The 21,543-nt window shown below is 52.0% G+C and carries 22 protein-coding genes and 1 pseudogene; 16 read left to right on the top strand and 7 right to left on the bottom strand.

Features of this window, described 5'->3' with window-relative positions:
• Positions 1 to 126: 126 nt before the first annotated feature.
• Positions 127 to 1,314 (bottom strand): YjgN family protein, encoded by a 1,188-nt coding sequence (locus NA389_RS05290; RefSeq protein ID WP_001066974.1) that lies wholly within the window; start codon positions 1,312 to 1,314, stop codon positions 127 to 129.
• A 194-nt stretch (positions 1,315 to 1,508) separates the two neighbouring features.
• Between NA389_RS05290 and NA389_RS05285 the strand changes: the two genes are divergently transcribed.
• A complete protein-coding gene (locus NA389_RS05285) occupies positions 1,509 to 2,012 on the top strand; it encodes a GNAT family N-acetyltransferase (protein WP_001519079.1) in 504 nt (167 codons plus the stop codon).
• Positions 2,013 to 2,118: 106 nt separating this feature from the next.
• A complete protein-coding gene (locus NA389_RS05280; RefSeq protein ID WP_000826199.1) occupies positions 2,119 to 2,607 on the top strand; it encodes a DUF3617 domain-containing protein in 489 nt (162 codons plus the stop codon).
• Between the two features lie 234 nt (positions 2,608 to 2,841).
• Here NA389_RS05280 and miaE read toward each other — a convergent pair whose 3' ends face one another.
• Positions 2,842 to 3,654 (bottom strand): tRNA isopentenyl-2-thiomethyl-A-37 hydroxylase MiaE, encoded by an 813-nt coding sequence (gene miaE, locus NA389_RS05275; protein WP_000218453.1) that lies wholly within the window; start codon positions 3,652 to 3,654, stop codon positions 2,842 to 2,844.
• An 11-nt stretch (positions 3,655 to 3,665) separates the two neighbouring features.
• Entirely contained in the window at positions 3,666 to 4,082 is a 417-nt protein-coding gene (gene rraB / locus NA389_RS05270; RefSeq protein WP_000002940.1) for a ribonuclease E inhibitor RraB, read from the bottom strand.
• A 16-nt stretch (positions 4,083 to 4,098) separates the two neighbouring features.
• Here rraB and argL point away from each other — a divergent pair, with 16 nt between their 5' ends.
• Together argL and argF (NA389_RS05260) are read left to right on the top strand one after the other, a co-directional pair.
• Positions 4,099 to 4,278, top strand: a complete 180-nt coding sequence (gene argL / locus NA389_RS05265; RefSeq protein WP_371045364.1) for a putative translational regulatory protein ArgL — start codon at positions 4,099 to 4,101, stop codon at positions 4,276 to 4,278.
• Complete coding sequence (gene argF, locus NA389_RS05260; RefSeq protein WP_000103041.1) at positions 4,248 to 5,252, top strand: ornithine carbamoyltransferase; 1,005 nt, start codon at positions 4,248 to 4,250, stop codon at positions 5,250 to 5,252. Before argL ends, argF (NA389_RS05260) begins: the two co-directional genes overlap by 31 nt.
• 65 nt (positions 5,253 to 5,317) lie before the next feature.
• On the opposite strand, the gene NA389_RS05255 is transcribed toward argF (NA389_RS05260), so the two are convergent.
• Entirely contained in the window at positions 5,318 to 5,770 is a 453-nt protein-coding gene (locus NA389_RS05255; RefSeq protein WP_000583457.1) for a YhcH/YjgK/YiaL family protein, read from the bottom strand.
• Positions 5,771 to 6,445: 675 nt separating this feature from the next.
• On the opposite strand from NA389_RS05255, the gene arcA reads away from it, so the two are divergent.
• The 5 genes from arcA (at position 6,446) to NA389_RS05230 (ending at position 11,859) form a co-directional block, all read left to right on the top strand.
• Positions 6,446 to 7,666 carry an arginine deiminase gene (gene arcA / locus NA389_RS05250; protein ID WP_000410844.1) on the top strand — a complete coding sequence of 407 codons (1,221 nt, stop codon included), beginning with the start codon at positions 6,446 to 6,448 and terminating at the stop codon, positions 7,664 to 7,666.
• A 10-nt stretch (positions 7,667 to 7,676) separates the two neighbouring features.
• Entirely contained in the window at positions 7,677 to 8,609 is a 933-nt protein-coding gene (arcC, locus tag NA389_RS05245; RefSeq protein WP_000428751.1) for a carbamate kinase, read from the top strand.
• Positions 8,610 to 8,720: 111 nt separating this feature from the next.
• On the top strand, positions 8,721 to 9,725 hold the full coding sequence (gene argF, locus NA389_RS05240; RefSeq protein WP_000237031.1) for an ornithine carbamoyltransferase: 1,005 nt from the start codon (positions 8,721 to 8,723) through the stop codon (positions 9,723 to 9,725).
• 55 nt (positions 9,726 to 9,780) lie between these two features.
• Entirely contained in the window at positions 9,781 to 11,184 is a 1,404-nt protein-coding gene (locus NA389_RS05235; RefSeq protein WP_000514435.1) for a YfcC family protein, read from the top strand.
• 186 nt (positions 11,185 to 11,370) lie between these two features.
• Positions 11,371 to 11,859: an arginine repressor gene (locus tag NA389_RS05230; RefSeq protein WP_000666051.1), complete on the top strand. Its 489-nt coding sequence runs from the start codon at positions 11,371 to 11,373 to the stop codon at positions 11,857 to 11,859.
• On the opposite strand, the pseudogene NA389_RS05225 reads toward NA389_RS05230, so the two are convergent.
• Positions 11,829 to 11,970, bottom strand: a pseudogene (locus NA389_RS05225) (hypothetical protein). The gene NA389_RS05230 and the pseudogene NA389_RS05225 sit on opposite strands and share 31 nt — an antisense overlap.
• Here NA389_RS05225 and pyrL point away from each other — a divergent pair.
• The 4 genes from pyrL (at position 11,950) to ridA (ending at position 13,959) form a co-directional block, all read left to right on the top strand.
• Positions 11,950 to 12,051 (top strand): pyr operon leader peptide, encoded by a 102-nt coding sequence (gene pyrL, locus NA389_RS05220; RefSeq protein ID WP_000249504.1) that lies wholly within the window; start codon positions 11,950 to 11,952, stop codon positions 12,049 to 12,051. The pseudogene NA389_RS05225 and the gene pyrL sit on opposite strands and share 21 nt — an antisense overlap.
• Positions 12,052 to 12,086: 35 nt before the next feature.
• On the top strand, positions 12,087 to 13,022 hold the full coding sequence (gene pyrB, locus NA389_RS05215) for an aspartate carbamoyltransferase (RefSeq protein ID WP_000013055.1): 936 nt from the start codon (positions 12,087 to 12,089) through the stop codon (positions 13,020 to 13,022).
• Between the two features lie 12 nt (positions 13,023 to 13,034).
• The gene (pyrI, locus tag NA389_RS05210; protein ID WP_000148566.1) at positions 13,035 to 13,496 is read left to right on the top strand and encodes an aspartate carbamoyltransferase regulatory subunit; all 462 of its coding nucleotides are present in this window, start codon (positions 13,035 to 13,037) and stop codon (positions 13,494 to 13,496) included.
• A gap of 76 nt (positions 13,497 to 13,572) precedes the next feature.
• On the top strand, positions 13,573 to 13,959 hold the full coding sequence (gene ridA / locus NA389_RS05205) for a 2-iminobutanoate/2-iminopropanoate deaminase (protein ID WP_000047544.1): 387 nt from the start codon (positions 13,573 to 13,575) through the stop codon (positions 13,957 to 13,959).
• An 88-nt stretch (positions 13,960 to 14,047) separates the two neighbouring features.
• Here ridA and mgtA read toward each other — a convergent pair whose 3' ends face one another.
• Positions 14,048 to 16,756, bottom strand: a complete 2,709-nt coding sequence (mgtA, locus tag NA389_RS05200; RefSeq protein ID WP_000920872.1) for a magnesium-translocating P-type ATPase — start codon at positions 16,754 to 16,756, stop codon at positions 14,048 to 14,050.
• 140 nt (positions 16,757 to 16,896) lie between these two features.
• On the bottom strand, positions 16,897 to 16,950 hold the full coding sequence (mgtL, locus tag NA389_RS05195; RefSeq protein WP_099374030.1) for a mgtA regulatory leader peptide MgtL: 54 nt from the start codon (positions 16,948 to 16,950) through the stop codon (positions 16,897 to 16,899).
• A gap of 189 nt (positions 16,951 to 17,139) precedes the next feature.
• On the opposite strand from mgtL, the gene treR reads away from it, so the two are divergent.
• The 3 genes from treR (at position 17,140) to treC (ending at position 21,345) form a co-directional block, all read left to right on the top strand.
• Positions 17,140 to 18,087 carry a trehalose operon repressor TreR gene (gene treR, locus NA389_RS05190; RefSeq protein ID WP_001181294.1) on the top strand — a complete coding sequence of 316 codons (948 nt, stop codon included), beginning with the start codon at positions 17,140 to 17,142 and terminating at the stop codon, positions 18,085 to 18,087.
• 137 nt (positions 18,088 to 18,224) lie between these two features.
• Positions 18,225 to 19,643: a PTS trehalose transporter subunit IIBC gene (treB, locus tag NA389_RS05185; RefSeq protein ID WP_000048820.1), complete on the top strand. Its 1,419-nt coding sequence runs from the start codon at positions 18,225 to 18,227 to the stop codon at positions 19,641 to 19,643.
• A gap of 49 nt (positions 19,644 to 19,692) precedes the next feature.
• Complete coding sequence (gene treC / locus NA389_RS05180) at positions 19,693 to 21,345, top strand: alpha,alpha-phosphotrehalase (protein ID WP_000155036.1); 1,653 nt, start codon at positions 19,693 to 19,695, stop codon at positions 21,343 to 21,345.
• Positions 21,346 to 21,543: the final 198 nt, after the last annotated feature.

Raw genomic sequence — 21,543 nt, 5'->3', positions numbered from 1 at the left:
GCGCTTCGCTTACCAGGCCTACACGTTCGCTTATTGACATGGCGCGATCGGTAGACCGGATAAGGCATTCACGCCGCCATCCGACAACATGAATTATGGGCCGACGTAAACGTCGGCCTTTTTACATCAGATAAACGGGAAGTAAGGCATAATGCCACGAGAAATCCACATTAGCAGGCTGTTTTCCAGCGGCTTCTCATCATTGGTTAACTCAAGCGAATCCAGATCGCCCTGGACCTGTGTATTCTGCGCCAGCCAGCTCACCAGCCAAATTTTCAACCACGGATAAGCCAGCCCTAAGGTCACGCCGGAAATCACAAACACCACCAGTAACCGCCACAGCATACCGTGTGCAGTGACAGAGGAATGAAAACGAATCGAATCGTTCGCCAGTGACAAATTGTTTAAAAACAGGTTGCGTAACGCCACATATAAGTAACTGGTTACCACAATAATCGCGAGAAAATAGAGGAAATAACATGCCATTATCTGGCCATAATATTGCAGAATAAGCGCCCCTCCTGCCTGCGCATTCCCCATCATACTCAAAAGAATCATGTCGGTGAACACCGGCGCGATTAGATAACCAATCACGACAGCAAAAGGGAAAAGGGTCAACATTGCCAACACGCACCCTCTGATGCACGTTTTAACATTAACCTGAATCGAGAAACGATGAATGCCAAAGTTTGCGCCATTGCCAAACAAGGTCATCCATTTGCTGTAGGTAATACCGTTAATGACCCCTATCCCAATAATAGCCAGCAAACCGAGAAAAACGATATTGAACACTAAACCGCCGACGGCGATGGTTACCAGTGAGATAATATAAAGAACAATATAAAGCGCCACCATCAGGAGTACCGGGAGAGCGAACATGTACCACCAGGCGCGCCGCATGGAACACTGGAATCCAAAATGTACGCCATTAAGCGAAGTCATCATCGCCTGATACTGTAATCCTTTCACCGCCATAAAAGGAATAATCGCAATTAATAAGCCGAATAGCGTAAAACCGAGACCGGGATGACCGTGTTCAATAAGAGAGAGGCTAACAATATAAATAATAAAAACTAACAACACACTAATAAATAATGCGCCGCCCGTGGCTTTGTAAGCAAAAGGCTGATTGTTTAGCGTCATATTAGTATAAATATAACGTCGACATTTCACCATCGCCCACGGCGCATAGATTCCCAACGTGATACACGTCAACAAGAAATTCACAAGGCAAATAACAAAATACTTTCCGCCCTTGCCTGTAAACACCAACGTGTGATTATGGTTATCTTTACTACTGATAACGTTATTCATGAATCATATCCCTGAATTACAATCTATTAGAATTAATAATAAAAACCAGTAAATTGTTACTGATTTGACTACGATACTATTTTTGTTTAATTTTTCCGCCTTTTATTTTGTCTGATTCAGGATCTCCTTGCGCGTGACTCAAGACGGTGGTATTAAAGTAATCTATAAATAAATTTTAAAAATTGAGCCATATTATGAATAATGTCGCCTCGCCAACGCTCACGGTGCGCCGAATCACTACCGCCGACAATGCCGCTATTGCCCGTGTCATCCGTCAGGTTTCAGCGGAATACGGACTTACCGCAGATAAAGGTTATACCGTTGCCGACCCCAATCTGGATGAACTGTATCAGGTTTATAGCCAACCGGGCGCGGCCTACTGGGTGGTAGAGCAAAACGGTTGTGTGGTGGGCGGCGGCGGCGTGGCGCCGTTATCCTGTAGCGAACCAGACATTTGTGAACTGCAAAAAATGTATTTTTTACCGGTGATTCGTGGCCAGGGACTGGCGAAAAAGCTGGCGCTGATGGCACTGGATCATGCCCGTGAACAGGGTTTTAAACGCTGCTATCTGGAAACAACGGCTTTTTTACGCGAGGCGATTGCGCTATACGAACGTTTAGGATTTGAACATATTAGCGAACCGCTCGGCTGCACCGGACATGTCGATTGCGAAGTGAGGATGTTAAAGGATCTCTGAAAACCAGGCGTTTATTTATCCTCGCCAGGTATTATTTTTGCTGATATAAGTAATCCCGGAAACATCCTGTTATCCGGGAATTACTTATTATTCAAGGAAGTTATAAATGAAACGCCTATTATCAGCAATTGTTTTCCCCGCTATGTTTATTAGTATCTCTAATGTATATGCTTTAGATATACAGCCCGGCGAATGGAAAATGGAAAATATAGAAATGCGCACCATCAATCCAGATACAAAAGAAGTATTAATGGATCAAAAAAATTCGGGCATAGCGACACTTATGTGTTATACCCCTAAAATGTCTGAAGATTCTAAAAAAATGGTGAAGGGTTTTTCTACCAGTGCAGGCGGTTGCACGACAACATTTGTAGAAAGTACGGATACCAAACTGATCAATGAGACTGTGTGTAATAATCCTGATGTCAAATCGCACTCTATTGTAGAAACGACGAAAATAAGCGATACAGAATTTGCGATGACCATGAAATCAGATGTCGATGCAGGAGGTAATAAAACAACCTCCATCAACAAAATTAAACAAACTTTTGTTGGCAAGATCTGCTCTGAAGCGTCAAAAGGCGTGAAACAGTAAGTATTTCAACACAAAAACCCGTAGTGATTGATGCAAAAAGGGCATTGTTCAAGGTCACCTTTCGGGAATATAACACTGAGTGAGTTCTTTTTGCCTGCCGCAGGGCAGGCTTTACTCAGGACAGAATATCATGAAAATGACTTTTTCTGCTCGCCAGCAGTTTGATGTCGGGCGGATGACCACGCAGGTGGCGACAGCGTAAAAGATAAAAACGCTAATCTTTAATTTTACCCTTTATCCGGCGGCTGGCACGCCGCTATGAAAACGAAACTCGCGGTCTGGCGACAAGATAAGGTCAGCTTCCACGTCGCCAAAATAGCGCACGCGCGCAGAAATGTCCTCAGTGGAAATCTGCTGCGCCAGCGCCAGGTAATCCTGATAATGCCGCGCTTCGGAGCGCAGAAGCGAGAGATAAAACGTCTGTAAATCCTCATCCAGCCAGGGCGCCAGAGCGGCAAAACGTTCGCAGGAGCGGGCTTCGATATACGCCCCGCAAATCAGCTTATCAATTAAGGTGAGCGGTTCGTGCGTGCGTACCGCTTTCAACATTCCTTTCGCGTAGCGGCTGGCGGTGATTTTCACATAAGGAATGTTTCTGGCCTGCATGACCTCGCGTACCTGCCAAAAATGGTGCAACTCCTCTTTAATCAATAACACCATACGGTCGATCAGCTGACGACCCCAGGGGTCATCAGTTTGCGGCATGGCGCTTTTGCTAATCTGTCTATGCAGGGCAACAAAATCCGGCTCCGGCCCCTGACGAAACGCGAACGCCTCGTAAGGTTGCAGCCAGGCGAGCAGCGCGTCGGCGCCCGATTTATCGGCGACATATTTACGCACCAACAGCAACGCGGTTTGCGCAGCCTTCAGTTCGCAGATCAAGTGATCGGTAAGCAGAAGAGGAAGATTTTGCGGATCGCGGGCCTGGACAATCCACGCCTGCGGCGTCGGGCAATGCAGGAAATTAAGCACCGGAGAGAGTATTTGCGGGTAATTCATACGTAACCTGTTAAAAAAATACGACAGCAGACGCTGCCGTACCGTCATACTATACAGCTTTAGTGACGCACGCCGTCGTCATCTTCATCGACATAATCGTCGTCGTCACCCTCTTCGCCATTAGGGTCTTCAAAATAGGTTCCCCAGCCGTCGTATTCAACATCATATTTTTCCGCCAGGTTCATCAGTTGCTCAACCTGAGCGTCGATGAGTTCGGCGTTCAACGCGCACTCGCTGAGAATGTCGCAACAAATGACCGTATCGCCCTCTTCCACTTCCAGCTCTTCCGGCTCCGTCACTTCATAGCCGAGTTTAAAGGCTTCTACCGCGGCTTTTTCCAACGTTTCGAAATCGTCAGCGGAAAGGTGATGCTCGATAGTGTACAGCGCATCCGGATCGCTGCCGTCCTCAAGTAACTCTTCAATAATTAACCGCGTTTCTTCACGCTGCTCTTCCAGTAATTCCGGGTTTGCCATAGCTCGTTCCTCATAGATGTCCTGCCGATACTCTTATTGTCACATACCGCCGACGTTGCCTCCACCTTATCGAGAAAAGTTTTATCAAACAGGGTTGCAAATGAATAATCATCCATATAAAGTGAATTTTAATTCAATGAGAGGCCTAAGCCATGTGAGGGAAGTATGTCTACGTTTTACCAAAAACCTTTTTTAAAGTTACTTGATTTCACCGCCAGTGAACTCACTGCTCTGTTGCAGCTTGCCGCCAAACTGAAAGCCGATAAGAAAAACGGTAAAGAAGAACAAAAGCTGGTGGGTAAAAATATTGCGCTCATCTTCGAAAAAGACTCGACCCGGACACGATGCTCTTTCGAAGTTGCCGCATACGATCAGGGGGCGCGCGTGACGTACCTGGGCTCCAGCGGGAGCCAGATCGGCCATAAAGAGTCCATCAAAGATACTGCCCGCGTCCTGGGCCGGATGTTTGACGGTATTCAGTATCGAGGATATGGCCAGGAGATCGTCGAAACGCTGGCTGAATATTCCGGTGTGCCGGTATGGAACGGTTTAACCGATGAGTATCACCCAACGCAATTACTGGCGGATCTGCTCACCATGCAGGAACATCTGCCGGGTAAAGCCTTTAACGAGATGACGTTGGTCTATGCCGGAGACGCGCGTAATAACATGGGTAACTCCATGCTGGAAGCCGCCGCGTTAACAGGATTGGATCTCCGTCTGGTCGCGCCAAAAGCCTGCTGGCCGCAAGCCGCGTTAGTGGCGGAGTGCAGCGCCATGGCGAAAAAGAACGGTGGCGCCATCACCCTGACCGAAGATATCGCCTCGGGCGTAAAAGGCGCGGATTTTATCTATACCGATGTTTGGGTCTCTATGGGCGAACCCAAAGAGAAATGGGCGGAGCGTATTGCCCTGCTGCGTGATTATCAGGTCAACAGCCAGATGATGGCGTTAACCGGCAATCCGCAGGTTAAGTTCCTGCATTGTCTGCCTGCGTTCCATGATGACGAAACCACGCTCGGCAAAAAAATGGCCGAAGAGTACGGTTTACATGGCGGGATGGAAGTGACCGACGAGGTTTTTGAGTCTGCGGCCAGCATTGTCTTTGATGAAGCGGAAAACCGAATGCATACCATCAAAGCAGTAATGGTAGCGACGCTGTCTAAATAATGTCGTTATGATGGCGGTTGGCCTACAAAATCGCAACGTGCAGGCGCCGCCATCCGGACAAAATATTACGCCATCAGCATTTTCACAACCGCTTTACGTACCCGCGCCGGTTCTCCCACCGCGCACAGAGGCTTATGCACTTCGCCGGGATAAAACACCACAAAGTCGCCTTCGTTCAGGACGACGGTTTTCTCGTCGACGCTCGTCGGTAAAAATGCAATGTCTTTATCCGTCAGCCAGTCCGTGTGCGGCGTTCCTGCAGGCCGGGTACTGAATGCCATCCCTTCCTGACCTTGTAGCACAATCTGAATATCAAGATAACGGGCGTGATACTCTGCGCTGCGCGATTCGCCCGGCTCCGTCATATTTTCAGAAATCATATAAAACAGCCTGTCGCCGTCAATGTCATACTTACCTGGCGCGGTCGTTGCCGTGACATGCGCATTGACGTGCTCAATCGCCTGCCGTAACGCCGTCGGCAGCCAGGCCTCCAGATGTTCAATATTGCCAATAATCATCGCATCCCCTTAGTTAAAACAGCGTTTTATTTTTCTCTTTATACGAGAAAAATGGCTGCCATACTACCCTTACTCTCATCGATTTTGCACCAGCGCATGTTTATCGCCAGCGGTGTTTATATATTGTTAATAGTTCGCCCAACTTTATGCAGTATCTATGCATAAACCCCAGCGGTGCCAAATTGCCATCACTAACAACGCTTTGATATTAAAGGCGTTAACATAAAAACGTTTTAGCGATCACAATTCGCTCTCCCTGCATAAATGACTTCTCTATCCATAGTTATTTTTAAATTATTTAAATATCCCCGATAATAAAATCCCCCTCACGCATAGTTATGCAACTCTTAAAAATAATCACTTTATTTTCAAGTAGTTAAGATTTAAATATCATTCAATACAACAAACAAATAATTAACAATAAAAAAATAACAAACCATATAGCTGCGTAGTAATTCATTTAATGCCTTATTGTTTTTTGAATTTCTCTGACCCGGCTCATATATTAAATAAGAAAAATAGCACTCCTTGATTGATGTGAATCTCATCACATTAACAACCCAAATAAAATTCAATCATTGCTCCCGAATTTAACTGAAACGCCGCGACTGCAAGCACGCTAAATATTTGCAGCCACTCCTTCTTTATTCTTGAAATTATGTAAAAGGTATAATGATGGAAAAGCATTTTGTCGGTTCTGAAATCGGTCAATTACGCAGCGTAATGTTGCATCGTCCCAATCTCAGCCTAAAAAGACTTACCCCTTCAAATTGTCAGGAATTACTTTTTGACGATGTATTATCCGTAGAGCGCGCTGGCGAAGAGCATGACATTTTTGCCAACACGCTGCGCCAGCAAGGGATAGAAGTGTTGCTGTTAACCGACCTGCTCACCCAAACGCTGGATGTGGCTGACGCTAAAGCCTGGCTACTGGATACGCAAATTTCCGATTATCGCCTTGGGCCCACCTTTGCCGCAGATATTCGCGCCTGGCTGGCGGATATGCCGCACCGTGAACTGGCTCGCCATTTAAGCGGCGGTTTAACTTACGGCGAAATCCCCGCCTCCATAAAAAATATGGTGGTCGATACTCACGATATTAATGACTTTATTATGAAGCCATTACCGAATCACCTATTTACCCGTGACACGTCCTGCTGGATATATAACGGCGTCTCAATTAACCCCATGGCAAAACCTGCACGCCAACGTGAAACGAATAATTTACGAGCTATTTATCGCTGGCATCCTCAATTCGCAGGCGGTGATTTCATTAAATATTTCGGCGACGAGGACATTAATTACGACCACGCCACTTTAGAGGGCGGCGATGTGCTGGTGATTGGCCGCGGCGCGGTGTTGATCGGTATGTCTGAACGTACTACGCCGCAGGGCGTCGAGTTCCTGGCGCAGGCATTGTTTAAACATCGTCAGGCGGAACGCGTCATTGCCGTTGAACTGCCAAAACATCGCTCCTGCATGCACCTTGATACCGTCATGACCCACATTGATATCGACACCTTCTCCGTCTATCCGGAAGTCGTTCGCCCGGACGTTCAGTGCTGGACGCTGACGCCAGACGGACGCGGCGGTCTGAAACGAACCCAGGAGAGCACGCTGGTTCATGCTCTTGAAAAAGCGCTTGGCATCGATCAGGTGCGCTTAATCACCACTGGCGGCGACGCATTTGAAGCTGAGCGCGAACAGTGGAATGACGCCAATAACGTGCTCACCCTGCGTCCCGGCGTGGTGGTGGGCTATGAGCGCAACATCTGGACCAACGAAAAATACGACAAAGCCGGCATTACCGTCCTTCCCATTCCCGGCGATGAACTGGGTCGCGGGCGCGGGGGCGCACGCTGCATGAGCTGTCCACTGGAACGCGATGGTATTTAAAGGAGACGTTATGGAAAACAAACGCACACTGGTCGTCGCGCTGGGCGGCAATGCGCTGCTCAAACGCGGCGAACCGCTGGAGGCTGATATTCAGCGTAAAAATATCGAACTGGCGGCCAGAACCATCGCCCAGCTTACCCGGCAATGGCGCGTGGTGTTAGTGCACGGCAACGGCCCACAGGTAGGACTGCTGGCGCTACAAAATAGCGCCTACGCTAACGTTACGCCCTACCCGCTCGATATTCTCGGTGCGGAAAGCCAGGGCATGATTGGCTACATGCTGCAACAGGCGCTGAAGAATCATCTGCCGGAGCGTGAAATCAGCGTCCTGCTCACCCAGGTCGAAGTCGATGCCAACGACCCGGCATTCCTCAATCCAACCAAATATATCGGACCGATTTACGACGAAGCGCAGGCCCGTGCGTTACAGGCAGAAAAGGGCTGGGTATTCAAAGCCGACGGTAACGCCTTCCGCCGCGTTGTGCCCTCCCCGCAGCCGAAACGCATTGTGGAAAACGATGCCATCCGCGCGCTGATTAGCCGCGATCACCTAGTTATCTGTAACGGCGGCGGCGGTGTGCCGGTCGTGGAAAAAGCCGATGGCTACCACGGTATCGAGGCGGTGATCGACAAAGATCTGTCCGCCGCCCTGCTTGCCAGCCAAATTCACGCCGACGCGCTGCTCATTCTGACCGATGCCGACGCGGTGTATCTCGACTGGGGCAAGCCCACCCAACGCCCGCTGGCGCAGGTTACGCCGGAGCTGCTTCGTGAAATGCAGTTCGACGCCGGTTCGATGGGCCCGAAAGTGACCGCCTGCGCTGAGTTTGTCAGCCATTGCCGCGGCATTGCCGGAATCGGCTCGCTGGCGGATGGGCAAGCCATTCTCGCGGGCGAGAAAGGTACTTTGATTCGGTGTGAAACCGCCGACGTTGACGCATAAGGCTTTTTACCGGATGGCGGCTTCCGCCTTATTCGGCCTACAGAGCGCGCATAACCGTGGGCCGGATAAGCGCAGCGCCATCAGGCAATTCATTTTAACAAGGATATTGTAATGGTTATTTCACTGAAAAATCGTAACTTTTTGAAGCTGCTTGACTACACCCCGGCGGAAATCCAACACCTCATCGATCTGGCTATTGAGCTGAAAGCCGCAAAAAAAGCCGGATGCGAAAAGCAAACGCTGATCGGCAAAAACATCGCGCTGATTTTTGAAAAAACCTCTACCCGCACCCGATGCGCGTTTGAAGTCGCCGCTTTCGACCAGGGTGCGCAGGTGACTTATCTCGGCCCAAGCGGCTCGCAGATCGGCCATAAAGAGTCCATGAAAGATACTGCTCGCGTCCTGGGGCGGATGTATGACGGCATCGAATATCGCGGTTTTGGTCAACACATTGTGGAAGAGCTGGGGGAATACGCGGGCGTTCCCGTCTGGAACGGCCTGACCGATGAATTTCACCCCACCCAGATCCTGGCCGATCTGATGACCATGCTGGAACACGCGCCGGGTAAAACGCTGCCGGAACTGAGCTTCGCCTACCTGGGCGACGCGCGCAACAACATGGGCAACTCGCTGATGGTGGGCGCGGCGAAGATGGGCATGGATATCCGCCTGATAGCGCCAAAGTCCTTCTGGCCTGATGCCGCGCTTGTCGCGCAGTGCCGGGAAATCGCCAGCGTTACCGGCGCTCGTATCACCTTAACGGAGAGCGTTGAAGACGGTGTTCACGGTGTGGATTTCCTCTATACCGACGTCTGGGTCTCGATGGGAGAACCCAAAGAAGCCTGGGCGGAGCGCGTCAGTCTGATGACGCCATATCAGGTCAACCAGCAGGTGGTAAACGCTACCGGTAATCCTGATGTGAAGTTTATGCACTGCCTGCCCGCCTTCCATAACGAGCACACCAAAGTGGGACGCGAAATCGAAATGGCTTACGGCCTGAAAGGACTGGAGGTCACGGAAGAGGTGTTCGAGTCCGCAGGCTCGATAGTCTTCGATGAAGCGGAAAACCGGATGCACACCATCAAAGCGGTCATGGTGGCGACGCTCGGCGACTAATCCCACAGGATATGCGCCCTCGCGGCGCATATCCGTGATATCAGGAGAGAACATCATGGGTAAATTTAAATTTCCCACCGCTTATACCATCCTGTTTATTCTTATTGCCCTGGTCGCGGTGATGACCTGGATTGTGCCGGCGGGAAAATACCAAATGGCGATGAACGCCACGCTGGGAAAAGAGGTGCCGGTGGCGGGAACGTATGCCCCCGTGGACGCGCATCCGCAAGGGATTACCGCTGTTTTACTGGCGCCGATTGACGGCCTCTATAACCACGAAACCTACACCGCCGGCGCCATTGACGTCGCGCTGTTTGTCTTGATTATCGGCGGCTTTCTGGGGGTGGTGAATAAAACGGGGGCGATTGATGCCGGTATTGAACGGGTAACAGTCAAACTCAACGGCAAAGATGAGTGGATGATCCCCATTCTGATGGCGCTGTTCGCCGCAGGCGGCACTATCTATGGCATGGCGGAGGAGTCGTTGCCCTTCTACACGCTGCTGGTGCCGGTCATGATGGCGGCCCGCTTCGATCCGTTAGTGGCGGCGGCAACCGTACTGCTCGGCGCAGGGATAGGCACGCTCGGTTCGACCATTAACCCTTTCGCCACGGTCATTGCCGCCAACGCCGCCGGCATCCCTTTTACTCAGGGAATGCTGATGCGCGTACTGCTGCTAATTGTCGGCTACGTACTGTGCGTGTTTTGGGTAATGCGCTATGCGCGCAAAGTCCGCGCCCATCCTGAGCTTTCTATCGTGGCGGATAAAATGGAGGAAAATCGCGCTCATTTTCTCGGCAATCGCGCCAATACACTGCTGGAGTTTACGGCTACCCGGAAATGGGTGCTGCTGATCTTCGCCGCCTCTTTCGCGGTGATGATTTACGGCGTGGCGGTTCTCGGCTGGTGGATGGCGGAAATCTCCGGCGTTTTTCTGGCGGCGGCGATTATCGTTGGCGTGATAACGCGGATGGGCGAGGAAGCGTTCACCAGTACCTTTATCGACGGCGCGCGGGATTTGCTCGGCGTGGCGCTAATTATTGGTATCGCGCGCGGCATTGTGGTGGTCATGGATAACGGTATGATTACCCACACCATTTTGCACAGCGCGGAAAGTCTGGTTTCCGGCCTCTCTACCACCATTTTCATAAACGTAACCTACTGGCTGGAAGTATTGCTTTCCTTCCTGGTGCCCTCCTCTTCCGGTCTTGCCGTATTGACGATGCCCATTATGGCGCCGTTAGCGGATTTTGCCCACGTACAGCGGGATTTGGTCGTAACCGCCTACCAGTCGGCCTCCGGGATTGTGAACCTGGTTACTCCCACCTCCGCCGTGGTCATGGGCGGTCTGGCGATCGCGCGGGTTCCCTATGTCCGCTATCTGAAATGGGTCGCGCCGCTGTTGCTGATCCTGACATTGCTGAATATGGCGGTACTGAGCATCGGAGCGATGATGTAACGAGCCAGATGGCGACGCGTCTTATCTGACAGGACTGATAAGCACAGCGCCATCAGGCACGCCGTCACCTTTTTTGATCGGCTTCTCATTTTCCTGCAAAACCGCCCGATTGATCCGCAATCAATGTGACAAATGTGATGAATTTCGCCAGTCCGTTGATATCAATAATAAAGATAAGGTGCATTTATGAAGGAATACGATGATTACTCCGCCAAAGAACAACAGCAACTGGCGGTTTGTCAGCGCCTGATTAGTGAAAAAAGTTACCTGTCCCAGGAGGAGATTCGCCGCGATTTACAAAATGAGGGATTTGAAGGTATTAGTCAGTCTACGGTTTCGCGCCTGCTCAAACTGCTGGGCGCAATAAAAATCAGAAATACGAAGGGACAAAAGATTTATTCCGTAAATCCCCAGCGGCGTCCTTCGCCGGATGCCGGACGTTCAATAGCCGAAATGGTCGTCAGCGTTGAACATAATAGCGAATTTATCCTTATCCATACGGCGGCAGGTTATGGTCGCGCCGTCGCGAGAATTCTGGATTACCACGCATTGCCGGAAATTCTCGGCGTCGTTGCCGGTAGCAGTATTGTCTGGGTCGCACCGCGGGTCGTTCAGCGCACGGCGCTGGTACACAAACAAATTAATTATTTGCTTAAAATGAATTTAAATTCATAAGAACCGTTTGCGACAAGTAAATCATGCATTAATTCGCTTGATCCCAAAACAGAGCTGAGTATAATCGCGGACAATTTGCCGGGAGGAAGCATGGTTCAGTGTGTACGACATTCTGTCTTACCGCGTCTGAAAAAAGACGCAGGCCTGCCGTTTTTCTTTCCGTTGAAAACCAATACCAAGCCCCTCAATTGAGGGGCTTTTTTTTGCCCAGGCGTCAGGAGATAAACATGGCTAACCCGCTATATCAAAAACATATCATTTCCATAAACGACCTCAGCCGCGACGATCTTAATCTGGTACTGGCGACGGCGGCGAAATTAAAAGCCAACCCGCAGCCGGAGCTATTGAAACATAAAGTGATCGCCAGCTGCTTTTTCGAAGCCTCCACGCGTACCCGCCTGTCGTTTGAAACTTCAATGCATCGCCTGGGCGCCAGCGTAGTGGGCTTCTCCGACAGCGCCAACACGTCGCTGGGGAAAAAAGGAGAAACGTTAGCCGACACGATCTCAGTGATTAGCACTTACGTGGACGCGATTGTGATGCGCCATCCGCAAGAAGGCGCGGCACGTCTGGCGACGGAGTTTTCCGGTCAGGTGCCGGTGCTCAATGCGGGCGACGGTTCGAACCAGCATCCGACGCAAACCCTGTTGGATCTGTTTACCATCCAGGAAACGCAGGGCCGTCTGGATAACCTGCATATCGCGATGGTCGGCGATCTGAAATATGGCCGCACCGTGCATTCGCTAACCCAGGCGCTGGCGAAATTTAGCGGCAACCGTTTTTATTTTATCGCGCCGGACGCGCTGGCGATGCCGCAGTACATTCTGGATATGCTGGATGAAAAAGGGATGGCCTGGAGCCTGCATGGGTCTATTGAAGAGGTCATGGCCGACGTCGACATCCTCTATATGACTCGCGTACAGAAAGAGCGTCTCGACCCGTCGGAGTACGCCAATGTGAAGGCGCAGTTTGTTCTGCGCGCCAGCGACCTGAACGGCGCGCGTGAAAATATGAAAGTGCTGCACCCGCTGCCGCGCATTGATGAAATCACCACGGATGTGGATAAAACGCCACACGCCTGGTACTTCCAACAGGCGGGCAACGGTATTTTCGCTCGCCAGGCGTTACTGGCGTTGGTACTGAATAGCGAACTGAGTCTGTAAGGGAGAAAAGCGATGACACACGATAACAAACTGCAGGTTGAAGCCATTAAATGCGGCACCGTGATTGACCATATCCCTGCGCAGGTAGGCTTTAAACTGCTGAGTCTGTTTAAATTGACCGAGACCGATCAGCGAATCACTATCGGTCTGAATCTCCCGTCTGGCGAGATGGGGCGTAAAGACTTAATCAAAATAGAAAACACCTTCCTCACCGATGAGCAGGTTAACCAACTTGCTCTGTACGCGCCGCAGGCCACCGTTAACCGCATCGACAACTACGACGTTGTCGGGAAATCACGCCCCAGCCTGCCAGAGCGTATTAATAATGTGCTGGTTTGCCCGAACAGCAACTGCATCAGCCACGCGGAACCGGTATCCTCCAGCTTTGCAGTGAAAAAACGCGCCAATGATATCGCCCTCAAATGCAAATACTGTGAAAAAGAGTTTTCGCATAATGTGGTGCTGGCCAACTAATTTGGGTTGGTTATGAGATCCCGGCTCCCTATAATGAGCGGGGACATTCTATTACCGCTGTAATTCAGGAGAAATCATGAGCAAAACTATTGCGACGGAAAATGCACCAGCAGCAATCGGCCCATACGTACAGGGCGTTGACCTGGGTAGCATGGTAATCACTTCCGGTCAGATCCCGGTCGATCCGAAAACCGGTGCCGTAGCGGAAGACGTATCCGCTCAGGCACGTCAGTCGCTGGAAAACGTTAAAGCTATCGTGGAAGCCGCTGGCCTGAAAGTAGGCGACATTGTGAAAACGACCGTCTTCGTGAAAGACCTGAACGATTTCGCGACCGTCAACGCCACCTACGAAGCCTTCTTCACCGAGCACAACGCCACCTTCCCGGCGCGTTCCTGCGTGGAAGTTGCCCGTCTGCCGAAAGACGTGAAAATTGAGATTGAAGCGATCGCTGTTCGTCGCTAACGCTCGTTTATAGATAGTGGCCGGATGGCGCTATCGCTTATTCGGCCTGGTATGCCATCCAGGCCGATAATGCACAATACTTCGACGCTTACTGCCAGCCATAACGTCTGCTGTAAAACCCTTTCACCAACTGGGTTAACGTCATATAGCCCGCCAGAATAGCAATCAGCCACGGGAAATAGCTTAACGGCAGCGCCTGCAACTGCAGGTAAGACGCCAGCGGCGAAAACGGCAACGAGACTCCCACCACCATCACCAACAATGTCATCGCCATCAGCGGCCAGGCGGCGCGACTTTGAATAAACGGCAGACGACGAGTACGGATCATATGCACAATCAGCGTTTGCGACAGTAATCCCACCACAAACCAGCCGGACTGGAACAAAGTTTGCGTTTCTGGCGTATTCGCATGAAATACCCACCACATCAGACAAAAGGTCAAAATGTCGAAAATCGAGCTGATCGGACCGAAAAAGACCATAAAGCGCCCCAAATCCGCCGGATTCCAGCGCTGCGGCTTTTGAATTTGTTCTTCATCGACATTATCAAACGGAATCGCCACCTGGGATACATCGTACAGCAGGTTTTGAATCAGCAAGTGCAGCGGCAGCATTGGCAGGAACGGCAAAAAGGCGCTCGCCACCAGTACGCTAAACACGTTACCGAAATTTGAGCTGGCCGTCATCTTGATATATTTCAACATATTAGAAAAAGTACGACGACCTTCAATGACGCCTTCTTCCAGCACCATCAGGCTCTTTTCCAGCAGAATAATATCGGCGGCTTCACGGGCGATGTCCACCGCGCCATCTACCGAGATACCAATATCCGCCGCCCGCAGCGCCGGGGCATCGTTAATCCCGTCGCCCATAAAACCGACCACATGCCCCTCGCGTTTGAGCAAAGTGACGATGCGCTCTTTATGCATCGGCGTCAGACGCGCAAACAACGTCGTATGGGCGGCCAGCGCCGCCAGCGCGTCGTCGCTTAACCCTTCAATATCACTGCCAATAACGACATCGCCCGCATCCAGCCCAACTTCATGGCAAACTTTCGCCGCTACCAGCTCGCTGTCGCCGGTGAGAATTTTCACCGTAATTCCGCTCGCCTTCAGCGCTTTCAGCGCCGGCGCGGTGGTCTCTTTCGGCGGATCGAGAAAAGCAATATACCCTTCCAGGATCAGGTCAGATTCATCGATACGCTGGTAATCGCCCTCACGCGCAGGCAGGTATTTGGTCGCGACGGCGACCACGCGTAGCCCCTGACGGTTCAGCGTGTCGGTAACACGTTTCACCCGGCGCAGCATATTGTCGTCCAGCGGCACAATATCGCCGTTGTGGCGCACCTGAGTACACACGTTCAGGATCTCCTGTAACGCGCCTTTGCAGACCAGTTGATGCACGTTCGAATCTTCGGCGACCACCACCGACATCCGGCGACGCTCAAAATCAAACGGGATCTCATCTATTTTCTGCCAGCGTCCGGAGAGCTGACGCGCGGCAGTTTCGTCTACTCCCTCCAGGACCGCCGTATCCAGTAAATTTTTTAGACCGGTCTGATAATGGCTGTTCAGCCAGGCGCAATGCAGTACATGCTCGCTGGGCTTACCAGAAATATCCGTATGATTCTCCAGCACAATTTTGTCCTGCGTCAGTGTGCCGGTTTTATCGGTGCACAGAATATCCATCGCGCCGAAGTTCTGAATCGCATCAAGGTGCTTCACAATAACTTTCTGTTTCGAGAGCTTCACCGCCCCGCGCGCGAGGGTGGAGGTGACGATCATCGGCAACATTTCCGGGGTGAGTCCTACCGCGACCGAAAGCGCAAATAGCGCCGCTTCCCACCAGTCACCTTTCGTGTAACCATTAATAATCAGTACTACCGGCGCCATGACCAGCATAAAGCGGATCAGCAACATGCTGACGCGGCTAATTCCTTTCTGGAAAGCGTTCTGCTCGTTATCTTGTTCCGACACGCGCCCCGCCAATTGACCAAACCAGGTGTCGGTGCCGGTCGCCATCACCACGGCCTGCGCCGTTCCGCTCACGACGTTCGTCCCCATAAAGCACAGCGTGTCGCACTCAAGCGGGTTATTTTGCCGGGGCTCACGCGTCGCGGCGACTTTCTCGACCGGCAGAGATTCGCCGGTCAGCGACGCCTGGGCGACAAACAGATCGCGCGCCTGGATAATCCGTAAATCCGCCGGGATCATATCCCCCGCCGCCAGCTTAATAATATCGCCGGGCACCAGTTGATCGATGGGTAATTCCAGCCAGGCGTTTTCGCCATTTTCATTAATAACCCGCAGTACGGTAGCGGTATTGCTCACCATCGCTTTTAGTGCGTCCGCCGCTTTCGTCGAGCGCGCTTCCTGCACAAAATTCAGCAGTGTTGAGATACCGACCATCAGGGCGATAACGCCTGCGGCAAACAGATCCTCCGTGGCATAAGAAATGCCGCCAAGAATCGTAAGTAAGATGTTGAAAGGATTGCGATAACATACCCACAGATGCACCCACCACGGCGAGGGTTTCTGGGCTGGAAGGCGGTTTTCGCCATGCTTTTCACGCGCGCGCGTTACCTCGGCGGCGTTTAATCCCTCCGGGTGCGTATCAAAAACGCGCCAGAGAGTCTCCTGCTCCATTGCCGCGACTTTCAGACAGCGCTCGCTCAGCGAAGGCGGGATAGTCGCATTTACCGCGGTCTGCGCGCCGGGCAGCGGATCGCGGTGAACCAGACGATAAGGCAAATGGCGATTAAGCCGGGCAAAAAGCTGGCGGGTAATGGTTTTTAGCATAGGTAATCCCTCCGCGCCGAAGTCAGGCGCAGAAAATTCTTCAGGCGCGGCAAAGCCTTGCCCGATGAGCAATGTTTAAATAAAAACAGGGACGTTATTGTGTCACTGTCTTACACACCGGTAAGACAGCAGAGGCAGGCTTACCGGAAAAGGAAAATTCTCCATCGCGGGAGAGGGGTGGGTTCAGGGTCCATGTCGCCTCCGGTAAGTAAACGATTTGCGCCGTGGATTATACGCATAAATCCATAAGTTTTGTGGCAATTATGGCGGTATCATACCGTTACGTAATTAAACCAACGATAAACCAGACTTTGCCCATTGCCCTTCGCTTGAGTAAAGTTACTCTTTTTATCACCATCAGCGTCACGCCACGGGAAAACAGGATGCAAAACCGGCTCACTATCAAAGACATCGCCCGCCTGAGCGGCGTAGGGAAATCAACCGTTTCCCGCGTGCTTAACAATGAAAGCGGCGTAAGCGAACGTACCCGCGAGCGTGTCGAAGCGGTGATGAATCAACACGGTTTCTTTCCGTCCCGCTCCGCCCGTGCGATGCGGGGACAAAGCGATAAAGTGGTCGCTATTATCGTCACTCGCCTTGATTCGTTGTCTGAAAACCTCGCGGTTCAAACCATGCTGCCTGCGTTTTATGAACAGGGCTACGACCCTATTATGATGGAAAGTCAGTTCTCGCCGACGCTGGTAATGGAACATCTGGGCATGCTCAGACGACGTAACATTGATGGCGTGGTGCTGTTTGGCTTTACCGGCATCACAGAAGAGTTGATCGCCCCCTGGAAAGCCTCACTGGTGCTGCTGGCAAGAGATGCGCAAGGTTTTGCCTCCGTCTGTTACGACGACGAGGGCGCGATTCATATCCTTATGCAGCGGCTGTATGAGCAGGGACACCGCAACATTAGCTTTCTGGGCGTTCCCCATAGCGATATTACCACTGGCAAACGTCGGCATGACGCATACCTGGCGTTTTGCAAAAAACATAAACTTCATCCCGTCGCCGCCCTGCCCGGTCTTGCCATGAAGCAGGGCTATGAGCATACGGCAAGCGTCATCATGCCGGATACCACCGCGTTAGTCTGCGCCACCGATACGCTGGCGTTGGGCGCCAGTAAGTATTTACAGGAGCAACGTATTGAGACGCTGCAACTGGCAAGCGTCGGGAACACGCCGCTGATAAAATTCCTGCACCCGGAGATCGTCACTGTCGATCCTGGCTATGCTGAAGCCGGACGGCAGGCGGCTTCACAGCTGATCGAACAGATCAATGGCCGCTGCGATCCGCGCCGGATCGTCATTCCTTCTACCCTCGCCTGAGTGACTAATTAAACGGAATACCACGAGTAATTTGTGATCGTCGCTGCGTTTCGGGAACGTTCCCATTTTTAAACCAACGTTGAAGAGCTACTCTTGCGCCAACCCATAACTTACCTCCTCTGCCATGAGGCTTTACGATGAGCAAAGTAAAACAAGCCGATATCGACCGGCTGATTGACCTGGTCGGCGGGCGTGACAACATCGCCACGGTGAGCCACTGCATTACTCGCCTGCGCTTTGTGCTCCACCAGCCCGCGAACGCCAGGCCAAAAGAGATCGAACAATTACCGATGGTTAAAGGTTGTTTCACCAACGCTGGGCAGTTTCAGGTGGTGATTGGCACCGACGTTGGCGATTACTATAACGCGCTGCTGGAGACCACCGGCAAAGCGTATGTCGATAAAGAGCAGGCCAAAAAAGCCGCTCGCCAGAACATGAAGTGGCATGAGCAGTTAATTTCCCACTTTGCGGAGATCTTCTTTCCGCTACTACCGGCGTTGATCAGCGGCGGTTTGATCTTAGGCTTTCGTAACGTGATCGGCGATGTGCCGATGAGCAACGGCCAAACGCTGGCGCAGATGCATCCGGCGCTAAAAACGCTTTATGATTTTTTATGGTTGATCGGCGAAGCGATCTTTTTCTATCTGCCGGTGGGGATCTGCTGGTCGGCGGTGAAAAAAATGGGCGGCACGCCGATTCTTGGTATCGTGCTCGGCGTGACGCTGGTGTCGCCGCAGTTGATGAATGCGTATCTGCTGGGCCAGCAAACGCCGGACGTCTGGAACTTCGGCGTATTTAGCATTGAGAAAGTGGGCTACCAGGCGCAGGTTATCCCGGCGCTACTGGCAGGGCTGGCGCTTGGGTTTATTGAAACGCGGTTGAAACGCATCGTGCCGGATTATCTCTACCTGGTCGTCGTCCCGGTGTGTTCGTTGATACTGGCCGTCTTTCTCGCCCACACCTTTATCGGCCCCTTTGGTCGTATGATCGGCGACGGCGTGGCCTTTGCGGTACGTTATCTGATGACCGGCAGTTTCGCCCCGATAGGCGCGGCGCTGTTCGGCTTCCTGTATGCCCCGCTGGTCATTACCGGCGTCCACCAGACAACGCTCGCTATCGATATGCAGATGATCCAGAGCATGGGCGGTACGCCAGTCTGGCCGCTGATTGCGCTGTCGAATATCGCGCAGGCCTCCGCCGTGGTGGGCATCATCATCTCCAGCCGTAAACACAATGAACGCGAGATCTCCGTTCCTGCCGCCATTTCCGCTTACCTTGGGGTAACCGAACCGGCGATGTACGGTATCAACCTGAAGTATCGTTTTCCGATGCTATGCGCGATGATCGGCTCTGGTCTGGCGGGACTGCTCTGCGGTCTGAACGGCGTCATCGCCAACGGTATCGGCGTGGGCGGCCTGCCGGGCATCCTGTCTATACCGCCGCGCTACTGGCAGGTGTACGGCATGGCGATGGTTATCGCGATCGTTATCCCGGTGATTCTGACCACCTTTATCTATCAGCGTAAGCATCGTCAGGGCACATTACAAATTGTCTAATACTTCTTCGGGGCGCAGTTGCGTCCCAACGCACTTGCAGGAAACAACAATGACTATTCCCCTCTGGTGGCAAAACGGCGTTATTTATCAGATCTACCCGAAAAGTTTTCAGGACACGACCGGCAGCGGCACCGGCGATTTACGCGGCGTCACGCAGCACCTTGACTATCTACAGCGACTCGGCGTGGATGCCATCTGGCTCACGCCGTTTTATATCTCGCCGCAGGTGGATAACGGTTATGACGTCGCAAATTATACGGCCATCGACCCGACCTACGGCACGCTGGATGATTTTGACGAGCTGGTCGCGCAGGCGAAAGCACGCGGTATTCGCATCATCCTGGATATGGTGTTTAACCATACTTCTACCCAGCACGCCTGGTTTCGCGAAGCGCTGAACAAAGAGAGCCCATACCGTCAGTTTTATATCTGGCGCGATGGCACGCCGGATGTCTGCCCGAATAACTGGCAATCCAAATTTGGCGGCAGCGCCTGGCGCTGGCATAGCCAGAGCGAACAATATTATTTACACCTTTTCGCGCCTGAACAGGCCGACCTGAACTGGGAAAACCCCGCCGTGCGCGCCGAGCTGAAAAAGGTCTGCGAATTCTGGGCCGATCGCGGCGTGGATGGCCTGCGTCTGGACGTGGTGAACCTGATCGCCAAAGATCAGGACTTCCCTGACGATCCGACGGGCGACGGACGCCGCTTTTATACCGACGGACCGCGCGCGCATACGTTTTTACGCGAAATGAACCGTGACGTTTTTACACCGCGTAATCTGATGACGGTAGGCGAAATGTCCTCTACCTCGCTGGAAAACTGCCAGCAATATGCCGCGCTTAGCGGCGACGAACTCTCGATGACCTTCAATTTTCATCATCTGAAGGTGGATTACCCCAATGGCGAAAAGTGGACGCTGGCAAAACCTGATTATGTGGCGCTGAAAGCGTTGTTCCGCCACTGGCAACAGGGGATGCATAACGTCGCCTGGAACGCGTTATTCTGGTGTAATCACGATCAGCCGCGCATCGTTTCCCGCTTTGGCGACGAGGGTGAATACCGGGTTCCAGCCGCGAAAATGTTGGCGATGGCGCTGCACGGTATGCAAGGGACGCCTTATATCTATCAGGGCGAAGAAATCGGCATGACCAACCCACACTTTACCCGCATCACCGATTATCGCGACGTGGAAAGCCATAACATGTTTGCCGCGCTACGCGCCGCCGGACGCGACCCCGACGAACTACTGGCTATCCTGGCCAGTAAATCCCGCGACAACAGCCGCACGCCGATGCAGTGGGACAACGGTAAAAACGCCGGTTTCACCCAGGGCGAGCCGTGGATAAGCCTGTGCGATAACTATACGGAGGTTAACGTCGAGGCGGCATTACGCGATGAAAACTCGGTGTTTTACACCTATCAAAAGCTGATTGCGCTACGTAAAACCCAGCCTGTACTGATCTGGGGCGATTATCAGGATCTCCTCCCGGATAGCCCATCAGTATGGGGTTATCGCCGCCAGTGGCAGGGGCAAACCCTGCTGGTCGTCGCCAATCTGAGCGACCAGTGTCAGGAGTGGCATCCGCCGCATATCAAAGGACAGTGGCAGGCGCTACTGCACAATTATGGCGAGGTCGCCAGCCAGCCAGCGGCGATGACGCTCCGCCCATTTGAAGCCATCTGGTGGTTACAACGCTAACGCGACGTCCTTATACGGATAAACGCCACAAACCTATTGACACGGGCGGTGGCGTTGCTCCTGGTTACTGTCTGTTTTTGTTGAATAATTAATCAGATTTTTCTTGCTATCTTTTACAAACGCTACAGCGCCCGCCATCTGTACGCTCTGATTTTTACCTTGTTCTACATCAATAAAATTGCAAACATCCTTGATGCA

The organism is Salmonella sp. NW645 (genome assembly GCF_051703725.1).
GTDB classification, from domain to species: domain Bacteria; phylum Pseudomonadota; class Gammaproteobacteria; order Enterobacterales; family Enterobacteriaceae; genus Salmonella; species Salmonella enterica.
The sequence above is the reverse complement of the archived record's forward strand: the minus strand, read 5'-3'. Positions and strand labels throughout refer to the sequence as shown.